Origin of the sequence: Butyrivibrio sp. XPD2006 (assembly GCF_000420865.1) — a bacterium.
Classification (GTDB): Bacteria; Bacillota; Clostridia; order Lachnospirales; family Lachnospiraceae; genus Butyrivibrio.
Map to the genome: position 1 here is coordinate 49703 of NZ_ATVT01000007.1, position 17038 is coordinate 66740.

At 45.1% G+C, this 17038-nt stretch carries 16 protein-coding genes; 1 reads left to right on the forward strand and 15 read right to left on the reverse strand.

The genetic code is table 11. The features are described 5' to 3' along the window. Window positions 1–17: 17 nt before the first annotated feature. Window positions 18–1463, reverse strand: coding sequence for an AmmeMemoRadiSam system protein A (gene amrA / locus G590_RS0109480; protein WP_022765429.1), 1446 nt, complete (start codon window positions 1461–1463; stop codon window positions 18–20). A 109-nt stretch (window positions 1464–1572) separates the two neighbouring features. Here amrA and G590_RS0109485 point away from each other — a divergent pair, with 109 nt between their 5' ends. Beyond that, entirely contained in the window at window positions 1573–2880 is a 1308-nt protein-coding gene (locus G590_RS0109485) for a DNA polymerase Y family protein (protein ID WP_022765430.1), read from the forward strand. 8 nt (window positions 2881–2888) lie between these two features. Here G590_RS0109485 and G590_RS0109490 read toward each other — a convergent pair whose 3' ends face one another. The 14 genes from G590_RS0109490 to G590_RS0109555 form a co-directional block, all read right to left on the reverse strand. After that, window positions 2889–3827, reverse strand: a complete 939-nt coding sequence (locus tag G590_RS0109490; RefSeq protein ID WP_081641043.1) for an RluA family pseudouridine synthase — start codon at window positions 3825–3827, stop codon at window positions 2889–2891. 66 nt (window positions 3828–3893) lie between these two features. Continuing rightward, window positions 3894–4667 (reverse strand): SDR family oxidoreductase, encoded by a 774-nt coding sequence (locus G590_RS0109495; RefSeq protein WP_022765432.1) that lies wholly within the window; start codon window positions 4665–4667, stop codon window positions 3894–3896. 154 nt (window positions 4668–4821) lie between these two features. After that, a complete protein-coding gene (locus G590_RS21330; RefSeq protein WP_022765433.1) occupies window positions 4822–4998 on the reverse strand; it encodes a hypothetical protein in 177 nt (58 codons plus the stop codon). Window positions 4999–5041: 43 nt separating this feature from the next. Beyond that, entirely contained in the window at window positions 5042–7330 is a 2289-nt protein-coding gene (gene feoB / locus G590_RS0109505; protein WP_022765434.1) for a ferrous iron transport protein B, read from the reverse strand. Between the two features lie 121 nt (window positions 7331–7451). Next, window positions 7452–7673 (reverse strand): FeoA family protein, encoded by a 222-nt coding sequence (locus G590_RS0109510; protein ID WP_022765435.1) that lies wholly within the window; start codon window positions 7671–7673, stop codon window positions 7452–7454. A 51-nt stretch (window positions 7674–7724) separates the two neighbouring features. Next, window positions 7725–7937, reverse strand: a complete 213-nt coding sequence (locus tag G590_RS0109515; protein ID WP_022765436.1) for a FeoA family protein — start codon at window positions 7935–7937, stop codon at window positions 7725–7727. A gap of 244 nt (window positions 7938–8181) precedes the next feature. Beyond that, complete coding sequence (locus G590_RS0109520; RefSeq protein WP_022765437.1) at window positions 8182–9564, reverse strand: PhoH family protein; 1383 nt, start codon at window positions 9562–9564, stop codon at window positions 8182–8184. Window positions 9565–9689: 125 nt separating this feature from the next. Continuing rightward, the gene (asnS, locus tag G590_RS0109525) at window positions 9690–11075 is read right to left on the reverse strand and encodes an asparagine--tRNA ligase (protein WP_022765438.1); all 1386 of its coding nucleotides are present in this window, start codon (window positions 11073–11075) and stop codon (window positions 9690–9692) included. 39 nt (window positions 11076–11114) lie between these two features. Further along, window positions 11115–12203 (reverse strand): pyridoxal phosphate-dependent aminotransferase, encoded by a 1089-nt coding sequence (locus G590_RS19025; protein WP_022765439.1) that lies wholly within the window; start codon window positions 12201–12203, stop codon window positions 11115–11117. Between the two features lie 117 nt (window positions 12204–12320). Beyond that, window positions 12321–13313, reverse strand: coding sequence for an adenosylcobinamide-phosphate synthase CbiB (cbiB, locus tag G590_RS0109535; protein ID WP_026494058.1), 993 nt, complete (start codon window positions 13311–13313; stop codon window positions 12321–12323). After that, on the reverse strand, window positions 13310–14098 hold the full coding sequence (locus tag G590_RS0109540) for an adenosylcobinamide-GDP ribazoletransferase (RefSeq protein ID WP_022765441.1): 789 nt from the start codon (window positions 14096–14098) through the stop codon (window positions 13310–13312). Before G590_RS0109540 ends, cbiB begins: the two co-directional genes overlap by 4 nt. Beyond that, window positions 14085–14603, reverse strand: a complete 519-nt coding sequence (locus G590_RS0109545; protein WP_022765442.1) for a bifunctional adenosylcobinamide kinase/adenosylcobinamide-phosphate guanylyltransferase — start codon at window positions 14601–14603, stop codon at window positions 14085–14087. Before G590_RS0109545 ends, G590_RS0109540 begins: the two co-directional genes overlap by 14 nt. Beyond that, window positions 14603–15676, reverse strand: coding sequence for a nicotinate-nucleotide--dimethylbenzimidazole phosphoribosyltransferase (gene cobT, locus G590_RS0109550; RefSeq protein WP_022765443.1), 1074 nt, complete (start codon window positions 15674–15676; stop codon window positions 14603–14605). The genes G590_RS0109545 and cobT overlap by 1 nt, the downstream gene beginning before the upstream one ends. Window positions 15677–15685: 9 nt before the next feature. After that, complete coding sequence (locus tag G590_RS0109555; RefSeq protein WP_022765444.1) at window positions 15686–17032, reverse strand: cobyrinate a,c-diamide synthase; 1347 nt, start codon at window positions 17030–17032, stop codon at window positions 15686–15688. Window positions 17033–17038: the final 6 nt, after the last annotated feature.

Sequence of the window (17038 nt, forward strand, 5' to 3'; positions counted from 1 at the left end):
TTAACCCTCCCGGCTTTTTAGTAGTGACGAATTACTTCAAAGCGCTCCAAGCTATAATCTTCATCTTCAAAAATTCCGGCCTTCTGGCGTGCAATGTCAATCTGCTGCTCAATGCTGTCCACACCGTCCAGATTAGGAAGAAGGAGTCCTCTCTTCCTGCCGTGGGTAACGATCACCCCGTACCGCTTAACATCCAGCTCATCCGGGCTGTCTATGGGCTCCGGCTCATCAAGGACATCGACACTCATCTCAAGATACGGAAGCTCATCTTCTTTGATCATTGGAAATCTCGGGTCATTTGTTCCTGCACTGATCGCATTTTGCATGATCTCATCGGCGATACAACCGGTGGTCGGAAGTATGGTCCCTATGCAGCCCCTGAGTGCCCCGTCCTTGTGAATGGACACAAAGGTTCCGGCCTTTCTCCCGAACATCTCATCGTCCATATCAGACCATTTATCACCTTTTAAATCCTTCCTGGTGATCCTTTTTCCCAGAGTTATATAACTCTCCAGAGAGTATCTGGCAAGTCTCACATACGGATCCTCATCCTGCTTTCTCTTTTCAAGCTGTGCTTTCTTGTTGTCTCTCCACTTCTCAAGAAAATGTCTGTTCTCATCTTGGCCGCCAACCTCAAAGGTGCATATTCCGTATCCAACACCAAAGGTCGCCTCATGAGAGAGCTTATGCGCAGATACTGCCAGTCCGTCCAGAGCGCCCGCCATCATGACAAAAGACCTGTGACCGCACTCGGCAGCTTTGTCGCAGAACACTTCATCAAAATCAAGAAGTCTGTCAAATTCACCGCTGCCGCAGACTTCCATTATTCTCTCATCATACTCGGGACCTTCCTTGGCAAAACCATAAGGCCCGTCTTCCTTCATCTTGTGTGAAAGGTCTCCGCTGGCAACGTAAACAGCTCTTACTCCCGTTCGCTCAACAGCCTGTTGTATGATCTGTCCCATCTCGTAGTGCATCGGAAGAGAAAGTCCTGATAATCCAATCCTCACGATCTTAAAATCAGTATATTTCTCTCTGATATAGTAGAGTGGAATCATGGTACCATGGTCCAGTTCAGGATCTCTTTCCCCCATGGTTCCTGCAGGAAAGCCCTGTATCTCCATACTCTTTATGTCGTCCTTCTCCAGGCCGTAGGAATCGGAAATCGCGCATATCTCAGCTACAAGGTCAGTGTCATATTCCACATCAAACTTCACCTGAGATGCCCTGAATCTCCCCATGTCGCCTTCAGCTCTTTTACCCGGAGAAACATGAAAATAATCAGCATACATAATGCTGTGGGGGCTTGAGATAATGATCGTCTCAGGCTTAAGCTCTGCTATCCTGTCCGCGACCTGCCTGTACGCAGCTGTTGTTGCAGCTATCTTTTCTTCTTCGCCTCTCCCCACCTCAGGAAGCATGATGGGCGGGTGTGGCACCATAAAAGCTCCTATTATCGGCATTTTTCTCTCCTCTTTTCAAAAAATAACCTGTATTTATTCACTATATTCAGTATACAATTTTTTGTCGGAAATATGGTGTATAATGGCTAATTAGAGGAAATAAAAATCGATGGAAAACCATGTCTACGATCATGACAAATACATATTCCATATTGATGTCAATTCTGCCTTTTTGTCCTGGTCCGCGCTAAAGGCTCTTTCTGAGGATCCTGACAGCGTTGACCTCAGAACCATTCCTTCCGCTGTCGGCGGAGATGTCAAGACCAGGCACGGCATTATTACCGCCAAGTCAATTCCTGCCAAGAAATACGGTATTGTCACCGGTGAACCCGTGGTAAAGGCATTGGAGAAATGTCCTTCACTTGTTCTTGTAAAATCCGACTTCACCACCTACAGGTTTTATTCCCACAAATTTATTGATGTATTAAAACGCTATTCCCCGCTTATCGAGCAGGTCTCAATTGATGAAGCTTATGTTGATGTCTCGGGCATGCACAGTATGTATCATCATCTTGAAACACCGGACTGCCCCTTTCCAATCTGCCTTGCAGCAAAGATAAAGGATGAAATCAGAGATACTCTTGGTTTTACCGTCAACGTCGGCATATCCAGTAACAAGCTCCTTGCCAAGATGGCCAGTGATTTTCAAAAGCCCGACAGGATACACACCCTTTTCCCCGAAGAGATCAGAGAAAAGATGTGGCCTCTTGATATAGGAGATCTGTACGGTTGCGGAAAAGCTACTGCCGGAAGGCTACAGAGCATCGGAATAAGGACCATCGGCGAAGCAGCCGCAGCTGACCTGCAGATGCTCACATCCATACTCGGCGATAATATAGGTTCCTACATCTACGCTGCTGCCAACGGCATCGGAAGTTCAGAAGTATCAGACAGCTACGAGGATGCCAAGAGCTACTCAAACGAGACTACGCTCCGTTCAGATCTTACATCCGACAGCTACGACAAGGATATAATCCCGGTACTGAAGTACCTATGCGGAAGTGTTTCAAGGCGTCTTATAGCTGACCGGGTATTTGGCAGAACCGTTACAGTTTCAGTCAAAACAGGAAACTTTAAGAGACACTCGGCTCAGATGCAGCTTGAGAGCTCCATAAATGATGAGCAGCACCTTCTTAAGTACTCTAAAGAGCTGTCCGACAAGCTTCTTCTCGGAGATAACGGATTGTTCATGAGAGGCGAAGTTATAAGACTGGTAGGTGTCGGCGTAACAAAACTCGATGACGGTTCCTACCAGCAGCTCAGCCTCTTCGACCAGGGTCTTTCCGCCCCCAATGAAAGCACTGATATCAATACCGGCTCTCCGGACAGAGAGAGGCAAAAAAAGCTTGATGATATGACGGAAAAGCTCCGCTTGGAATTCGGAAAAGACATAATCAAAAAAGGAAGCTCGCTCTGAGCTTCCTTTTATAATTCTCCTATAAGCTTCGCCATATCTTCAGGGAGATCTGCATCAAAAGACATATCCTGCCCTGTTATCGGCTGTCTGAATTCCAGATGCGCCGCATGCAGAGCAGCTCTTGTCATCCCATGGTTATCCGGGATCTCTTTTCCATAAAGATTATCTCCCAAAAGAGGATGACCAATATAAGACATATGTACCCTTATCTGATGGGTCCTGCCTGTATCGAGATGAAGCCTTATAAGTGCGTAATCGTCAAACTGCCTGATCAGCCTGTAGTGAGTAATGGCCTGTTTGCCGCTCTCCATGACTTTACGGAGCATACGCACGCCCTCTTCCTGTCCGATCGGCGCATCAATTGTTCCCTGTTCCTGCTCCATAACTCCGCTGACAATTGCCAGATACTCTTTTCTCCTGGACATATTGTCCTTCTGATTCGAGAGTATCGCTGCCGCATGTCTGTTCTTGGCAAATATCAAAAGACCTGACGTCTCCCGGTCAAGCCTTCCGATGGTGCGTACCACGTGACTCTGACCTGTGCGCTTGTAATAGCCTGCCAGGGCATTTGATAAAGAATCAAGATGATGAGCGTAGGATGGATGTACCACCATATCACCGGGCTTGTTGAGAAGAATAAGGTCTTCATCCTCGTAAACTATGTTTATCGGGTCATCTGACGGGATTACATCGCCGGAGTTATCGATGTCCTCGTATATCTTGATTTTAAGTACATCGCCTGATCGAACAGTATCCTTGAGCCAGACAGGCTTGTACCCGTTATCTTTGGCATTTCTTAGCATCACTCCGTCTTCAAACTGCTTACACCTGGTTATTTCCCGGGAAGAAAGCTTTAAAGCCAGTACCATGATCCCTCTTACAGTCAGTCCGTCCTCTTCAGTTTTTATTATGTATTCTATTTCTCTTACACTTTCATTCATTGGCATATTTTATCATACAATAAAATACCCCTGCAATTTCTGCAGGGGTACCTGTGTCATATCAATAAATAATCACATTGCTGTCCATCCGCCGTCAACAAAGAGGATCTGGCCGGTTGTGTAGGATGAAGCATCAGAAGCAAAATAAAGCATTGCTCCGTTGAGCTCACCTTCTTTTCCTGCACGTCCCATAGGGCAATATGCCTGAGCCACAGGATCAAATCCGCCGGTTGAAAGAATGTCATTGGTCATCTCACTTCCGAAGTAAGCAGGTCCGATTGCATTAACTGTAATACCCTTTCTTGCCCATTCAACAGCAAGAGCCTTGGTAAGCATCTTAACACCACCCTTGGCAGCTGCATAAGCCGGTACAGGCCATGTGTTAAGAGGCATAACAACCTCTGAATGAAGTGAACCGATATTGATGATCTTACCATATCCGTTCTTGAGCATTACCTTACCAACTTCTCTTGCTACATAGAATACTGCATCAAGGTTAGTTCCAAGTACACTGCGCCATGTCTCATCAGAGAGATCTGCTGCGCCTGTAGCATCGCCAACACCTGCATTGTTAACAAGAATATCAATCTTGCCATAGTGATCTTCTACAGCCTTAACCATCTCACGGATCTCGTCCACATTAAGAACATCACACTTGTGAGCAAAACATTTTACTCCGAGAGCCTCGATCTCGCTCTTAACCGCCTCAAGCTTTTCTACTCTTCTTGCGCAGATAGCGATGTCAGCACCCTGCTCGGCAAGTGCCTTAGCAAACTGTACCCCCAGACCGGAAGAAGCTCCTGTAACCAGTGCTACCTTTCCGCTCAGATCAAAATAGTTTTTCATTAATACCTCCTGAATAATTATTCCCCAATAGTTACCTCTTTATTCTACAAAAAGCCCAATATATCAGTCAACAGAATTTAAATAAATATGCATTTTAATCATAACAAAAGGACCCGGAACTTACATTCCGGGTCCTGATATCAGCTAAGTATATTTACTTTTTAGCTACAGAAGCACATTTGCTGCAGTGTGAACAGCTACCGCCGCTGCAACCGCTACAGCCCTCTCCTTTAAGTTCTCCCTTAAAGGTCCTGATGGTTGCTCTTCCGGAGAAGAATATGATAACTGCAAGTGCGATTACGACAACCGCATTTCCTATTATAGATGCCATATCGCACCTCCTTTCTAAAGTAAAAGCCAAAAACTGTTTTACATCAGGCTGTCATCTTAACAGCCATCTCTTTGCCCTCGCCCTCAGCTGCCTGATAGCCCTTTCTGAAAAGCAGGTAAAGAAGTCCGCCAAGAAGAACTATTCCGGCGATTGTTCCGATTCCGAAGGAAACCTCACCCATGATTAGTCCACCGATGTTGTAAACAATAAGAGCAAGAACGTAAGCCCATCCTGTCATGTATCCGATTGCTGCCCAGGTCCACTTAGCGTTGTTCATCTCACGCTTGATAGCTCCGATTGCAGCAAAGCATGGTGCACACAGAAGGTTGAAGATCATGAATGCGTAAGCTGCGATAGGTGAGAAATCAGCTGCAACTCTGCTCCATATCTGCTCGCCTTCTTCTCCGAGTTCTTCTTCGCCATCATCATAATTATAAAGTACACCGAAGGTTCCAACAACCTCTTCCTTTGCAACAAGTCCTGTCACTGTTGCAACAGTAGGCTTCCAGCTGCCGAATCCAAGAGGCTTAAATACGAATGAAGCTGCATTTCCAACACTTGCAAGGAGGGATGCATCCATTGCATTGACATCCTCTTCAGGAACATCCATCTTGTCTGCAAGCTGTGCAACATATTCATCTGTAACAATTGTCTCGTCCTCAAAGAGGTTATCAACAAGACCAAAGTGTCCGTTTACTGATCCAAAGGATGACAGACACCAGATAATTACTGAAGAAACTACGATAACACTACCGGCTCTCTTAATAAATGACCAGCCTCTCTCCCATGTGGCACGAAGCACACCTGAAACAGAAGGAACATGGTATGTAGGAAGCTCCATAACGAAAGGAGCGGGAATTCCTGCAAATGCCTTGAACTTCTTAAGAATGATTCCGGAAAGGATGATTGAACCGATTCCGATAAAGTAAGCTGAAGCTGCAACAAGTGGTGATCCACCGAAGATCGCACCTGCGATAAGTCCGATAATAGGGAGCTTAGCTCCGCAAGGCATAAAGGTTGTGGTCATGATGGTCATCTTTCTGTCACGCTCGTTCTCGATTGTACGGCTCGCCATAACACCGGGAACGCCACATCCTGTTGCAACAAGGCAAGGAATGAAGCTCTTACCTGAAAGGCCGAACTGTCTGAAGATACGGTCCATAACGAATGCAACACGGGCCATGTATCCGACATCCTCAAGAATTGAAAGGAGCAGGAAAAGAACTAACATCTGAGGCACAAAACCGATAACAGCGCCAACGCCTGCAACAATACCGTCCTGGATAAGTCCGTATAAAACTGTGCCCTCTTCTACATGAAGTGCACCAAGAAGTGTATCAAAAAGTCCGGGAACCCACTCACCGAAGATAACATCATTTGTAAAGTCAGTAGCCATTGTTCCGATTGAAACACTCCAACCGCCCATTGCAATGGCATATACAAGGAACATGATAAGTGCAAAAATAGGAAGACCTAAGATTCTGTTGGTAACGATCTTATCGATCTTATCGGATACTGTAAGCTCTCCCTTTGCAAGGCCCTTCTTAACAGCCTTATCTGTTACCGAAGTAATATATGTATATCTCTCGTTTGTGATAAGAGATTCCGCATCGTCATCAAGGCTCTCCTCAACCTGCTTGGTTACTGCCTCGATTTCCTTAAGCTGATCGGATGTAAGGTGAAGCTCTTTTACAGCCTTCTCATCTCTCTCAAACGCCTTAACAGCATTCCAGCGAAGGAACTTCTGATCTCCGCTTCCCTTGATGATCTCTTCAATTTTCTCTACAGCTTCATTAACTTCACCTGTAAGGAAGTCTATTTTATGGGATACTTTTCCACTCTTAGCTGCTGCAACAGCTTTTTTAACGAGTTCCTGTGTACCCTCACCCTTGAGTGCGGAGAGCTCAACAACTTCACATCCGAGTGCATCTGAAAGAGCCTTTATATCAATCTTGTCGCCATTCTTGCGAACAAGATCCATCATGTTAAGTGCTACAACTGTTGGGATGTTCAGCTCAAGCAGCTGAGTTGTAAGATACAGGTTACGCTCGATGTTGGTTCCATCTACGATATTGATGATGGCATCAGGCTTCTCTGTTACAAGATAAGTTCTTGATACAACTTCCTCAAGTGTATAAGGCGAAAGGGAATAAATACCCGGAAGATCCTGGATGACAACATCCTTGAATTCATCTCCCTTAAGTTTACCTTCCTTCTTCTCTACAGTAACACCGGGCCAGTTACCTACGTACTGCCTGCTTCCTGTAAGGTCATTAAAAAGTGTTGTTTTACCACTGTTGGGGTTACCCGCAAGTGCGATCTTTATTTCCATCTACTGCCTCCTAATGTGTGATCATTTGATTATCTGATATCAGACGTTAGCATTAACTAACCGCCCTTCTAAAAATAAACTGCATACCCTCTATGCAGAATAAAAATGGAAAGTATCGGTCTTACTCGACCTCTACGAACTCTGCATCAGCCTTGCGCACTGTAAGCTCATATCCTCTGACTGTGAGTTCGATCGGATCTCCCAGTGGTGCAACCTTTCTTACGTAAACTTCTGCTCCCTTAGTCAGTCCCATGTCCATGATCCTGCGCCTTGTCGGGCCTTCACCATGGAGTTTTACAACCTTGGCATTCTGACCAATCTCCACATCTCTAAGTGTTTTCATCGTTTTCTCCCTCTATTTGATATTTTTAGTACCAACATAAAATTACCCGCATCAGATATAGATGCGGTTTGCGAGTGTCTTATCAAGAGCTATGCGGCTATCCTTGACATTCACTATCAGATTTCCACCATTCTTGTTAACAATCGAAATCTCTTCTCCGGTTACAAATCCCAAAGTAGCAAGGTGCTGTTTGGTTTCATCATTTCCTGTGATCTTCCGGATCTTAAGAAGCTGTCCGCTATCTGCAAAAGTAAGTGGCATCATGAATACCTCTCTTTCTGAACAAACTCTTCTGTTAGCTCCAGGTATCTTATGTTATCAGCAGCTAACTAATTCATTATTAGGATATTCCGTGTTCCGCTTGTTGTCAATTGCTAACAGATAATTTTTATCAATTTTATCATTTTTGTAATAATAAAAAGTACTGATGCGGATATTTTTGTACAATCTGCATCAGTACTGGTTTTGCGCAATTATATTTTGTTAGTCTTAACTAATATGCTTGATACTATTTATCACGCATTCTCTCGATAGCATCCATTGCCAGTCTGCTTCTCTCACACTCTGAAGCGGAAAGAGAAATCTGCCATGCAAGCGGGCTACCCTTCATATGCTCTGAAGCATAGGAAAGACCGTTTGTCCTCTCATCCAGGAAAGGCCTGTCAATCTGGTTCGGATCTCCAAGGAGAATGATCTTGGTGTCCTTACCTGCTCTGGTGATGATACCCTTAGCCTGAGTAGGTGTCATGTTCTGAGCCTCATCAATGATGAGGAATGTCTTGAGGATCGATCTTCCTCTGATAAAGTTGAGTGCCTCGCACTGAACTATTCCTCTCTCAAATACCTCATCCGTCTTGCCCTGCAGCTCCTTCTCATCTTTGTAACGCTCCTCTTCATTGGAGTCTATGAGCTGTTCAAGATTATCAATGATAGGTCTCATGAGCGGTGATATCTTCTCTTGCTCATCACCGGGTAAAAATCCGATGTCATCATCGAACTGTGAATTGGGTCTGCACACCAGGATCCTCCTGTATTCTCCGGTAGGACGATTGATCATCTTCTCAAGACCTACTGCCAGTGAATAGAATGTCTTGGCGGTTCCTGCCATACCCTTGACGATAACAAGCGGTGCGACATCTGCCGGCTGCATAAGTGCCTCCTGAAGGAAGTACTGTCCGGCGTTCCTTGGTTTAACACCGTAAGGCTGGCTCTTTTCATACTCAAGCTTCTTGATAAAGCCCTTGCAGACACGACCCATCTGGGTCTTGCCAACTGACTGGTCAGCTCTTACTACAACAAACTCATTTTCATATAAATCAGGCTTGTACTGTTTCCCCTCCTCATCACAACAGTAAACGGCGTCAACAGGGATTCCTTTTTTCTTGAAATCCTTAAAGAGATCCTCAGGAGCATAGACATCAATCCTGCCCATGTACTGCTCGCCGCCTCCTGCAACCTGCTCGGTTGTGAAATCTTCTGACTTGATATTAAGAAGCTGAGCCTTAATACGCATCAGAATGTCCTTAGTTACCAGAATAACCTGTTCCTTGTTGCTCTCCTTAAGTCCTTTGCATACCTTGAGTATGCGGTTGTCAGACTTGTACTCTGACATGTCTTTGGGAAGCTCAACATCCTTAAAGTTCTTCTCAACTCTGAGAAGTCCTCCGTTGTCAAGCTCTACACCCGCAACCAGATCCCCTTGTCCTCTGAGCTGTTCGAGAATCCTTATAGCTTCTCTTACATTGGCTCCACGCTCACCTTCATCTCTCTTGTGCGTGTCCAGCTCCTCCAAGACTACCAGCGGAAGAACGACCTCGTTATCATCAAAACACTTGAGAGCATGGGGTGCTTGAATCAAAACGTTGGTGTCCAGTACGTAGATCTTCTTCATGCGTAGGTCCCCCTCTATTTGTATGACTTTGAATTCATTATACCATATATTGTGGTAATACAACATAAAATTAAAAAAGAGCCTTGTATCCTGATGGGTACAAGACTCTTGTGATCAATATTGAATTAGAACTCGCAGGACTGTGGTGTTCTTGGATAAGGTATTACGTCACGGATGTTCTCTACGCCTGTTAAATACATGATAAGACGCTCAAAGCCCATACCGAAGCCGCTATGGATGCATCCTCCGTATCTTCTGGTATCGAGGTACCAGTCAATGCCTTCCTTATCAACGCCCATCTCGTCCATTCTCTCGATAAGCTTATCAAGATTCTCTTCTCTCTGGCTGCCGCCCATGAGCTCACCTGCCTGAGGTACAAGAAGGTCAACAGCTGCAACAGTCTTGTTGTCGGGATTTACCTTCATGTAGTAAGCCTTGATATCCTTGGGCCAGTCAGTTACAAATACAGGTCCGCCGAAGTAATCTACGATATATTTCTCATGCTCTTTTGCAAGATCTTCTTCGTAATCGGGCTTGAAATCCCACTTAACATCAGCTTTTTTAAGAATATCAATGACATCGTGGTGCTTGATTCTTGTAAAGTCAGTATTTACGATGTTGTCGAGCTTCTCTTTAAGTCCCTTGGCAACGAATTTGTCACAGAAATCAATTTCCTCAGGGCACTTGTCGCAGACATACTTAACAACATACTTAAGCATCTCTTCTTCGATATCCATAAGGCCGTCAAGATCACAGAATGCCATTTCGGGCTCAATCATCCAGAATTCGTTGGCATGTGTCTGTGTGTTTGAGTTCTCTGTTCTGAATGTAGGTCCGAATGTATAGATATCTCCGAAGGCCATAGCAAAGGTCTCACCCTGAAGCTGACCGGAACCTGTGATAAATGCCTGCTTACCGAACAGATCCTTCTTGAAATCAACCTTGCCGTCCTCAGTCTTTGGAAGATCATTCATGTTAAGAGTTGTGATCTTGAACATCTGATCTGAACCTTCACAGTCAGCGCAGGTGATAAGAGGTGTATGAACATATACATATCCTCTCTCCTGGAAATAGCTGTGAATAGCCATAGCAGCAACGCTTCTTACTCTGAATACCGCACTGAAAAAGTTGGTACGTGGACGAAGATGTGCAACGGTTCTAAGGAACTCTCTTGTATGTCTCTTGGGCTGGATCGGATAATCCTCCGGGCAATCGCCCAAAAGTTCAACGCTTGTAGCTTTTACTTCAAAAGGCTGTTTATTCTCGGGAGTAAGTACCAGTGTTCCGACAACCTTAACACTTGCACCGACACCAATCTTGGAAGCATCAGCAAAATTAGACAGCTCCTTGTCGTATACTACCTGTAAATTCTCGAAAAATGAGCCATCGTTAATATTAAGGAATCCAAAATTTGACTGTGCTCTGTTGGTCCTTACCCATGCGCATACAGTCACTTCCTTTGATGCATACTCAGATGTTTTAGTAAATAACTCCCTGATTTTAGTCCTCATCTTTTTTTCTCCTCAAAATAATACTATTAAGAAATATTATCACCTTTCGCGAATATTGCAAAGAGTTTTAATAGCAGTTATCAGCCTTTCATTTGCATTGTGGTCCTTGATCGCAATCCGATAATACCCCTTATCAAGACCGCCAAAAGTTTTGCAGTCCCTGATCAGTATTTTCTGCTCCAGCAGCCTGTTATACAGATCTTCATCGCTCCTTATCAGAATGAAATTAGTGTCAGACCGATATGTGCTTATTCCGATCTGCTCAAGTTCATTAACAAGATATTCTCTTTCTCTTTGGATCACTTCAAGAGATTCTTTTGTAAAAGAGCTTTCTCCTGAAATTTCAGCACACTTGATTCCGGCGCGATCCGCAAATACCGACATATTCCACTCAGGCAAAAAGTGCCTCAGTCTCCCTGCGTTCTCTGCTGAGGTTATGGCAAATCCCACTCTTACTCCCGGTATGGAAAAGAGCTTTGTATAGGCATCTACAACAAAGAGATTCGGATATTCACCGGTGAAATTCCTCGCGCTTACCGGTATTTCTTCACAATCTCTTTTTCCTGATAATCTAAAGAAGCATTCATCTACAATAAGCGCAGCACCGACTGCCCTGCATTTTTCCATTGTCTTAACGAGTACACTTTCGGGTATCAGTCTGCCTGTCGGATTGTTGGGATTTCCAAGAATAACAAGGTCAATGTCCTCTGTTATTGCATCTGCAAAGTCCTCATTTAGGACAAAGCCATCTGTCTCTCGAAGCAGAAAGCGCCCAGTAGCACAGTCTTTTGCAGCGCCGAGTGCATGCTCGTAGCCATAGAAGCTCGGGATGGTCAAAAGAGCTTTTTTCGACCTTAACATATTTACTATAGCCATAAGGAGCTCTGATGCACCATTACCACCTACAATGTTTTCTGCCGTAAGCTTCGCATTCTTCTGAGAAAGCCTGTTCTCTGCTTTTGCTACAGCTGCTGCAAATTCGCTCTGCATAATATCAGGATAATTAAAAGCCTGATCCGCAGCAGCTTTGATCTCATCAATAACCTGCACCGGACATGGTAGCGGATTTAAGCTCACCGAAAAATCCAGTTCTATTTTCTTGTCATAAATCTCTCCGCCGTGTAACATACAAGCTCCTGATCAGATCTCTGCTCTCCTGCCATCGGTCACCAGAACAATGCTACCAATGATAATCCCCTTTTTGTTGTTGTTTTTCATAATCTTTCTCCTCCTTAAAGTCACTAATTATCTATAATACAGAATGCTGATAACCAAAGCAAGAAACAGCATCAGCATAACGCAAAGAGTTTCCGTGGCATACATAAGCCTGCAGGCTCTTTTTATGTCTTTTCTCTCAATGGGTCTTGTGTCATCCCCTATATAAGGCTTTTTGACCACCTTGCCAAAATAACTGGCATCTCCTGCAAGCCTTACAGAGAGCGCTCCCGCAAAAGCACTCTCGGTCTGAGCGGAGTTCGGGGATTTGTGGTTATAGCGATCCCTGCCAAATATCCGGGCAGCTCCCTTTGCCGAGTACTCTTTTCCCATAAAAAGCGATGCACCTATCGCCAAAAGTGCACTTATCCTTGCGGGAATATAATTAAAGACGTCATCCATCTTGGCTGCAAACTTCCCAAAATACTCATACCTGTCATTGTGATAGCCCAGCATGGAATCCATGGTGTTCACCGCCTTATATACCAGTCCAAAAACAGATCCGCCAAGGAAACAGTAAACAAGAGGTGCAATGACTCCGTCGGAAGTATTCTCTGCCACGGTTTCAACCGCTGCTCTCACGACTCCGTCTTCATCCAGCACGTCTGTATCTCTTCCTACAATCATGGAAACTGCGGCTCTTCCGGCATCAAGTCCGTCTTTTTCCAGCGCATCATACACTTTCATGCTCTCATCCTTAAGGCTCTTTGCTGCGAGACAATATGCCGTGAGCACTGCCTCTACTGCAATTCCAAGGTAGCTGCTGTATAGGTGTGTAAAGAACCAGATTGCAAAGCCGACTGCAAAGGTAAGCGAGACAACGATCACCCATAAAAGAGCTCCCAAAAAGAGCTCCCTCTCTTCATTCCTTTGCTTTTGCTCTGAGTCTTTTCCCAGAAAAGCCCTCTCCAAAAGGCCTATGACTCTCCCCATAAGCCTTACGGGATGAGGCATCCGGTGCGGATCTCCGACGATCCTGTCTATTAAAAATCCAATAAAAAAAGCTATAAAATGTTCTATCATAATCTGACCACAAAGAGGCATACAGCAAGCACAAGAAGGCCGATCAGCTCTCCTCTTGCAACAAACATGCCTGCCGTATCTCCTGTAACTCCGCCGAATTTCTTATTGCAAAGATATGCATAGTAAAAACAAAAAATGATAAGAGCCAGAAAGGCCAAAGCTCCTGCCATCAGATTTATGTATATCATAAAAAGGCCGGAGACAGAAGCAAGAAATGTCAAAAACATAAAGTCGGCGCTTCCCGTCTTTCCCGCTTCTCTGCTGAGCATACCGTCACTCTTAGCCTTTGGAAGGACAAGGCTCAAAACTCCGCAAAGAGCTCTTACAAACACGAACAGAAGCGCAAAAAGATATATTCCCATGTAATCCGTATCGCCGGCACCTGCGTAGGCAAGCAGATAAGCTCCAAGGATAAACAAAAGAGAATATCTTGCAAACCCGATCACTGCAAAGGCTCCGATATGCGGATCCTTCATGATCTCAAGGCTTCTCTCCCTCCCCGAATATGAAGAGAGGGCATCACAGACATCCATATAGCCGTCTAAGTGAAATCCGCCGGTTATAACAACAGGCACAAGGCACAATAGGAGCGATGTCACAAACACGGGAACATCAAATCGGCAACATAAAAACCACAGGCCTATTTCAAGTCCTCCGATCACCATCCCAATCAGAGGAAGGAATGTTATGGCATGGCTGTACTCCTCCTCTTCCCACTTAAACTGCGGAACAGGGATCCTTGAGTACATGGAAAATGCAATTAGTATACTCTTAATTATTCTCACTCTTTTGCCATTCTCCTTCGACAAATTCATAGACTGTATCAGCTAAGCTGCGCAGCTTTCCGTTCACCTCATCAAGGCTACTTACATACTCTTTTGTCTCTTCATCAAAACCTTCTTCGCAGGCAAAAGAGTTTGTGACTAAAACAGTGTTTTTGGCCTCTTTGCAGATCTTCGAAATATCTTCCAGCGCACTTTCCAAAGTACTGCCATCATCATGCATCACATTTCCGACAAGGTTGGAAATGCATTCAACAAGCACAGTCGCTTTTTCAAGCTCTTGCACCTTCGCCACTGCATCCCAGACTTTTACGGGCTCTTCTATGGTAAAAAAGCCTTTTCCTTCCCGTTTCTTTCTGTGCTTTTTAACCCTCTCTTCTCCCGCTTCGTCCAAAATCTCCATAGTGGCAAGATATATTCTTTTTGTATCACCTGACAGCTTTATCGCCAGCTCTTCAGCCAGTGCGCTCTTTCCGCTGTCCGGCACTCCGACAACCAGTGTCACCATCAGTCAAACCTCTCATAATCCTCAATATCATAATCAGCAAACTTCGCCGCGTTATAGTAGAAATCCATTGCCACATCAAGAAGCGAAAAAGCCATTAAAGCTCCTGTTCCCTCACCAAGCGCAAGATTTCCGTTCATAAGAGGCTTAAGTCCCAGCTCGCTTAGTGTAAAGACATTGCCCTTCTCTCTTCCTGCGTGGGATGCGATCATGTAGTCAGACGCCCCGGGGACAATGGCATTTGCCACCATTGCTGCGCCGGTGCTTATGACACCATCAAGCATCACCGGCACATGATAAATCCCGGCACCTATGCAGACTCCCACAAGGCCTGCAATATCCAGTCCTCCAAAAGTCCTTAGTATCTCAAAGGCCCTCTTAGAACCGCTAAATCCGTCAAATGAATACCCGGAAAGTGCCTTTCTCAAAACGTCTATTTTCCTGAACAGTCCCTCATGCGAAAGTCCTGCTCCTCGCCCGGCCACATCAGAAGGGTCAAGTTCAAGCATTGCGCATATCACAGCACAGGATGTAGTGGTATTGCCGATCCCCATCTCTCCTGTTGCAAGGATATCTGTACCTTTCTCTGAAAGCTCTTTTACCAGGCCTATTCCTGTCTCTATTGCGGAGAGTACCTCACTCTCGCTCATGGCAGGCTCATCAAGAAAACTCTTTGTTCCCCTGCTGACCTTCCTGCTTAGGACTCCTGCAATCTCTTCGCTGCAGTCAATACCGATATCAACAGTCACAACTTCAGCATTCACTTTCCTTGCTATGGTGCTTGCACTGCTGATACCCTTTCCGAGAGCTATTGCAACTGCCTTAGTGATATCGCTCCCGCTTTGGGATACGCCCTCTTTTACAATTCCGTTGTCTGCGCACATGACAACCAGGGTCTTTTTATCAATCTCAGGGTGTTCGCTGTTTTGGATCGCACCGATCCTGCAGATCACATCCTCAAAATCTCCCAGAGAATCCAGGGGCTTTGAGATCTTATCCCAGTTTCTCTTCACCTGCATAAAGACCTTTTCGTCAGGCTTATCTATTTTAAGATCAAACAGTTCTTCCTGTGTCATACCAAATTCCTACATTCCTAAAAATCTCTCTATAACCTTCCTGCAGGAAGGATAGTAAAGGTGAGCAAATCCCGCAAAGACATTTCCCTTTGACTGATATCCGCTCCAGGACCTGCCACTGCTTAGCTTTGTAACTGTAGCAGCTTCGCCGTTATCCGTGGTGTCGTAGTAATGGAATTCATGCCCTCTTACGCGATCTTGTTCCATCAGATAGGGATTGTCTAAAGCTCTGCTTACAGAAACATAACCAAAGTGCGAGAGCTTATCTGTCATGAATGAGCTGCCACTAAGCGCTCCCGCCATATCGTATTCGCTGCCTTCTTTATCTTTGAGTTTCTCCTGCAGGTAGAGAAAGCCTCCGCACTCTGCAAGAATTGGTATTCCAAAGTCCGCAGCCTTTTTAATGCTGTCACGCATGCTTACATTTTCCGAGAGCTCTTTTGCGTAGAGTTCAGGATAGCCTCCGCCTATGATCAGCCTTGATATCTCCGGAATTTTTCTATCATGGATCGGGGAAAAGAACTTTATACGCGCCCCCATTTTCTCAAGGAGCTCAAGGTTTTCCTCATAGTAAAAACAAAATGCTTCATCCCTTGCAACGCCCACAGTCACGTCAAACTGCGGATACGGCTTCTCTTCCGGGACGTTTATGGCTCCGGCCCCTTTTGCTATCTGCATAAGGCCGTCCATATCAAGGCTCTTTAAAAGCTCATCCGAAACACTGTCAACTCTTGAAAGGAGCTCCGGAACCTCCGATGGCATAACCAGCCCCAGGTGTCTGCTCTCAAGAACGCCGTCCTTTAGTGCAGGAAGCGCTGCTATTACAGGGATTCCAATATCTTTTTTGATAAGGGTTGAAAGCTCGGAAACAAGAGCCGCTGATACCCTGTTAAGAATAACACCCTTTATCACGCGATCGCTGCCGTACTCAAGATATCCCTTAATCATGGCAACCACGGATTTGCTCATGCCCTTTGCATCAACAATAAGTATCGCCGGGGTCTTTGTCCTTACGCACAGGTCATATGAAGATCCAATCCCTTCCTCGACTCCAAGGCCGTCATAAAAGCCCATGACGCCCTCAATAATGCCGATATCGCACCCCTTTGAGCCTTCGATGAGGCTTCTTTCTACTCCCTCTTCCCCGGCCATTATAAGATCCAGATTTCTTGAAGGAACCGATAATACGCTTTTGTGAAACATCGGATCTATAAAGTCAGGTCCGCATTTAAAGGCGCAGGGATTAAAGCCCTTTTTTACAAGGGCACGCAAAAGTGCACAGGTTATAAGAGTCTTTCCGCTGCCGCTTTTTGGCGCGCACAAAAGAACTCTTGGCAGTACTTTTTCTCTTTCCATTACCAT

Excerpts from the sequence above, each read along its gene's own strand:
- amrA (WP_022765429.1), bottom strand. The coding sequence starts at position 1,463 with ATGCCGATAATAGGAGCTTTTATGGTGCCACACCCGCCCATCATGCTT.
- G590_RS0109485 (WP_022765430.1), top strand. The coding sequence starts at position 1,573 with ATGGAAAACCATGTCTACGATCATGACAAATACATATTCCATATTGAT.
- G590_RS0109490 (WP_081641043.1), bottom strand. The coding sequence starts at position 3,827 with ATGCCAATGAATGAAAGTGTAAGAGAAATAGAATACATAATAAAAACT.
- G590_RS0109495 (WP_022765432.1), bottom strand. The coding sequence starts at position 4,667 with ATGAAAAACTATTTTGATCTGAGCGGAAAGGTAGCACTGGTTACAGGA.
- G590_RS21330 (WP_022765433.1), bottom strand. The coding sequence starts at position 4,998 with ATGGCATCTATAATAGGAAATGCGGTTGTCGTAATCGCACTTGCAGTT.
- feoB (WP_022765434.1), bottom strand. The coding sequence starts at position 7,330 with ATGGAAATAAAGATCGCACTTGCGGGTAACCCCAACAGTGGTAAAACA.
- G590_RS0109510 (WP_022765435.1), bottom strand. The coding sequence starts at position 7,673 with ATGAAAACACTTAGAGATGTGGAGATTGGTCAGAATGCCAAGGTTGTA.
- G590_RS0109515 (WP_022765436.1), bottom strand. The coding sequence starts at position 7,937 with ATGATGCCACTTACTTTTGCAGATAGCGGACAGCTTCTTAAGATCCGG.
- G590_RS0109520 (WP_022765437.1), bottom strand. The coding sequence starts at position 9,564 with ATGAAGAAGATCTACGTACTGGACACCAACGTTTTGATTCAAGCACCC.
- asnS (WP_022765438.1), bottom strand. The coding sequence starts at position 11,075 with ATGAGGACTAAAATCAGGGAGTTATTTACTAAAACATCTGAGTATGCA.
- G590_RS19025 (WP_022765439.1), bottom strand. The coding sequence starts at position 12,203 with ATGTTACACGGCGGAGAGATTTATGACAAGAAAATAGAACTGGATTTT.
- cbiB (WP_026494058.1), bottom strand. The coding sequence starts at position 13,313 with ATGATAGAACATTTTATAGCTTTTTTTATTGGATTTTTAATAGACAGG.
- G590_RS0109545 (WP_022765442.1), bottom strand. The coding sequence starts at position 14,603 with ATGGTGACACTGGTTGTCGGAGTGCCGGACAGCGGAAAGAGCGCACTG.
- cobT (WP_022765443.1), bottom strand. The coding sequence starts at position 15,676 with ATGACACAGGAAGAACTGTTTGATCTTAAAATAGATAAGCCTGACGAA.
- G590_RS0109555 (WP_022765444.1), bottom strand. The coding sequence starts at position 17,032 with ATGGAAAGAGAAAAAGTACTGCCAAGAGTTCTTTTGTGCGCGCCAAAA.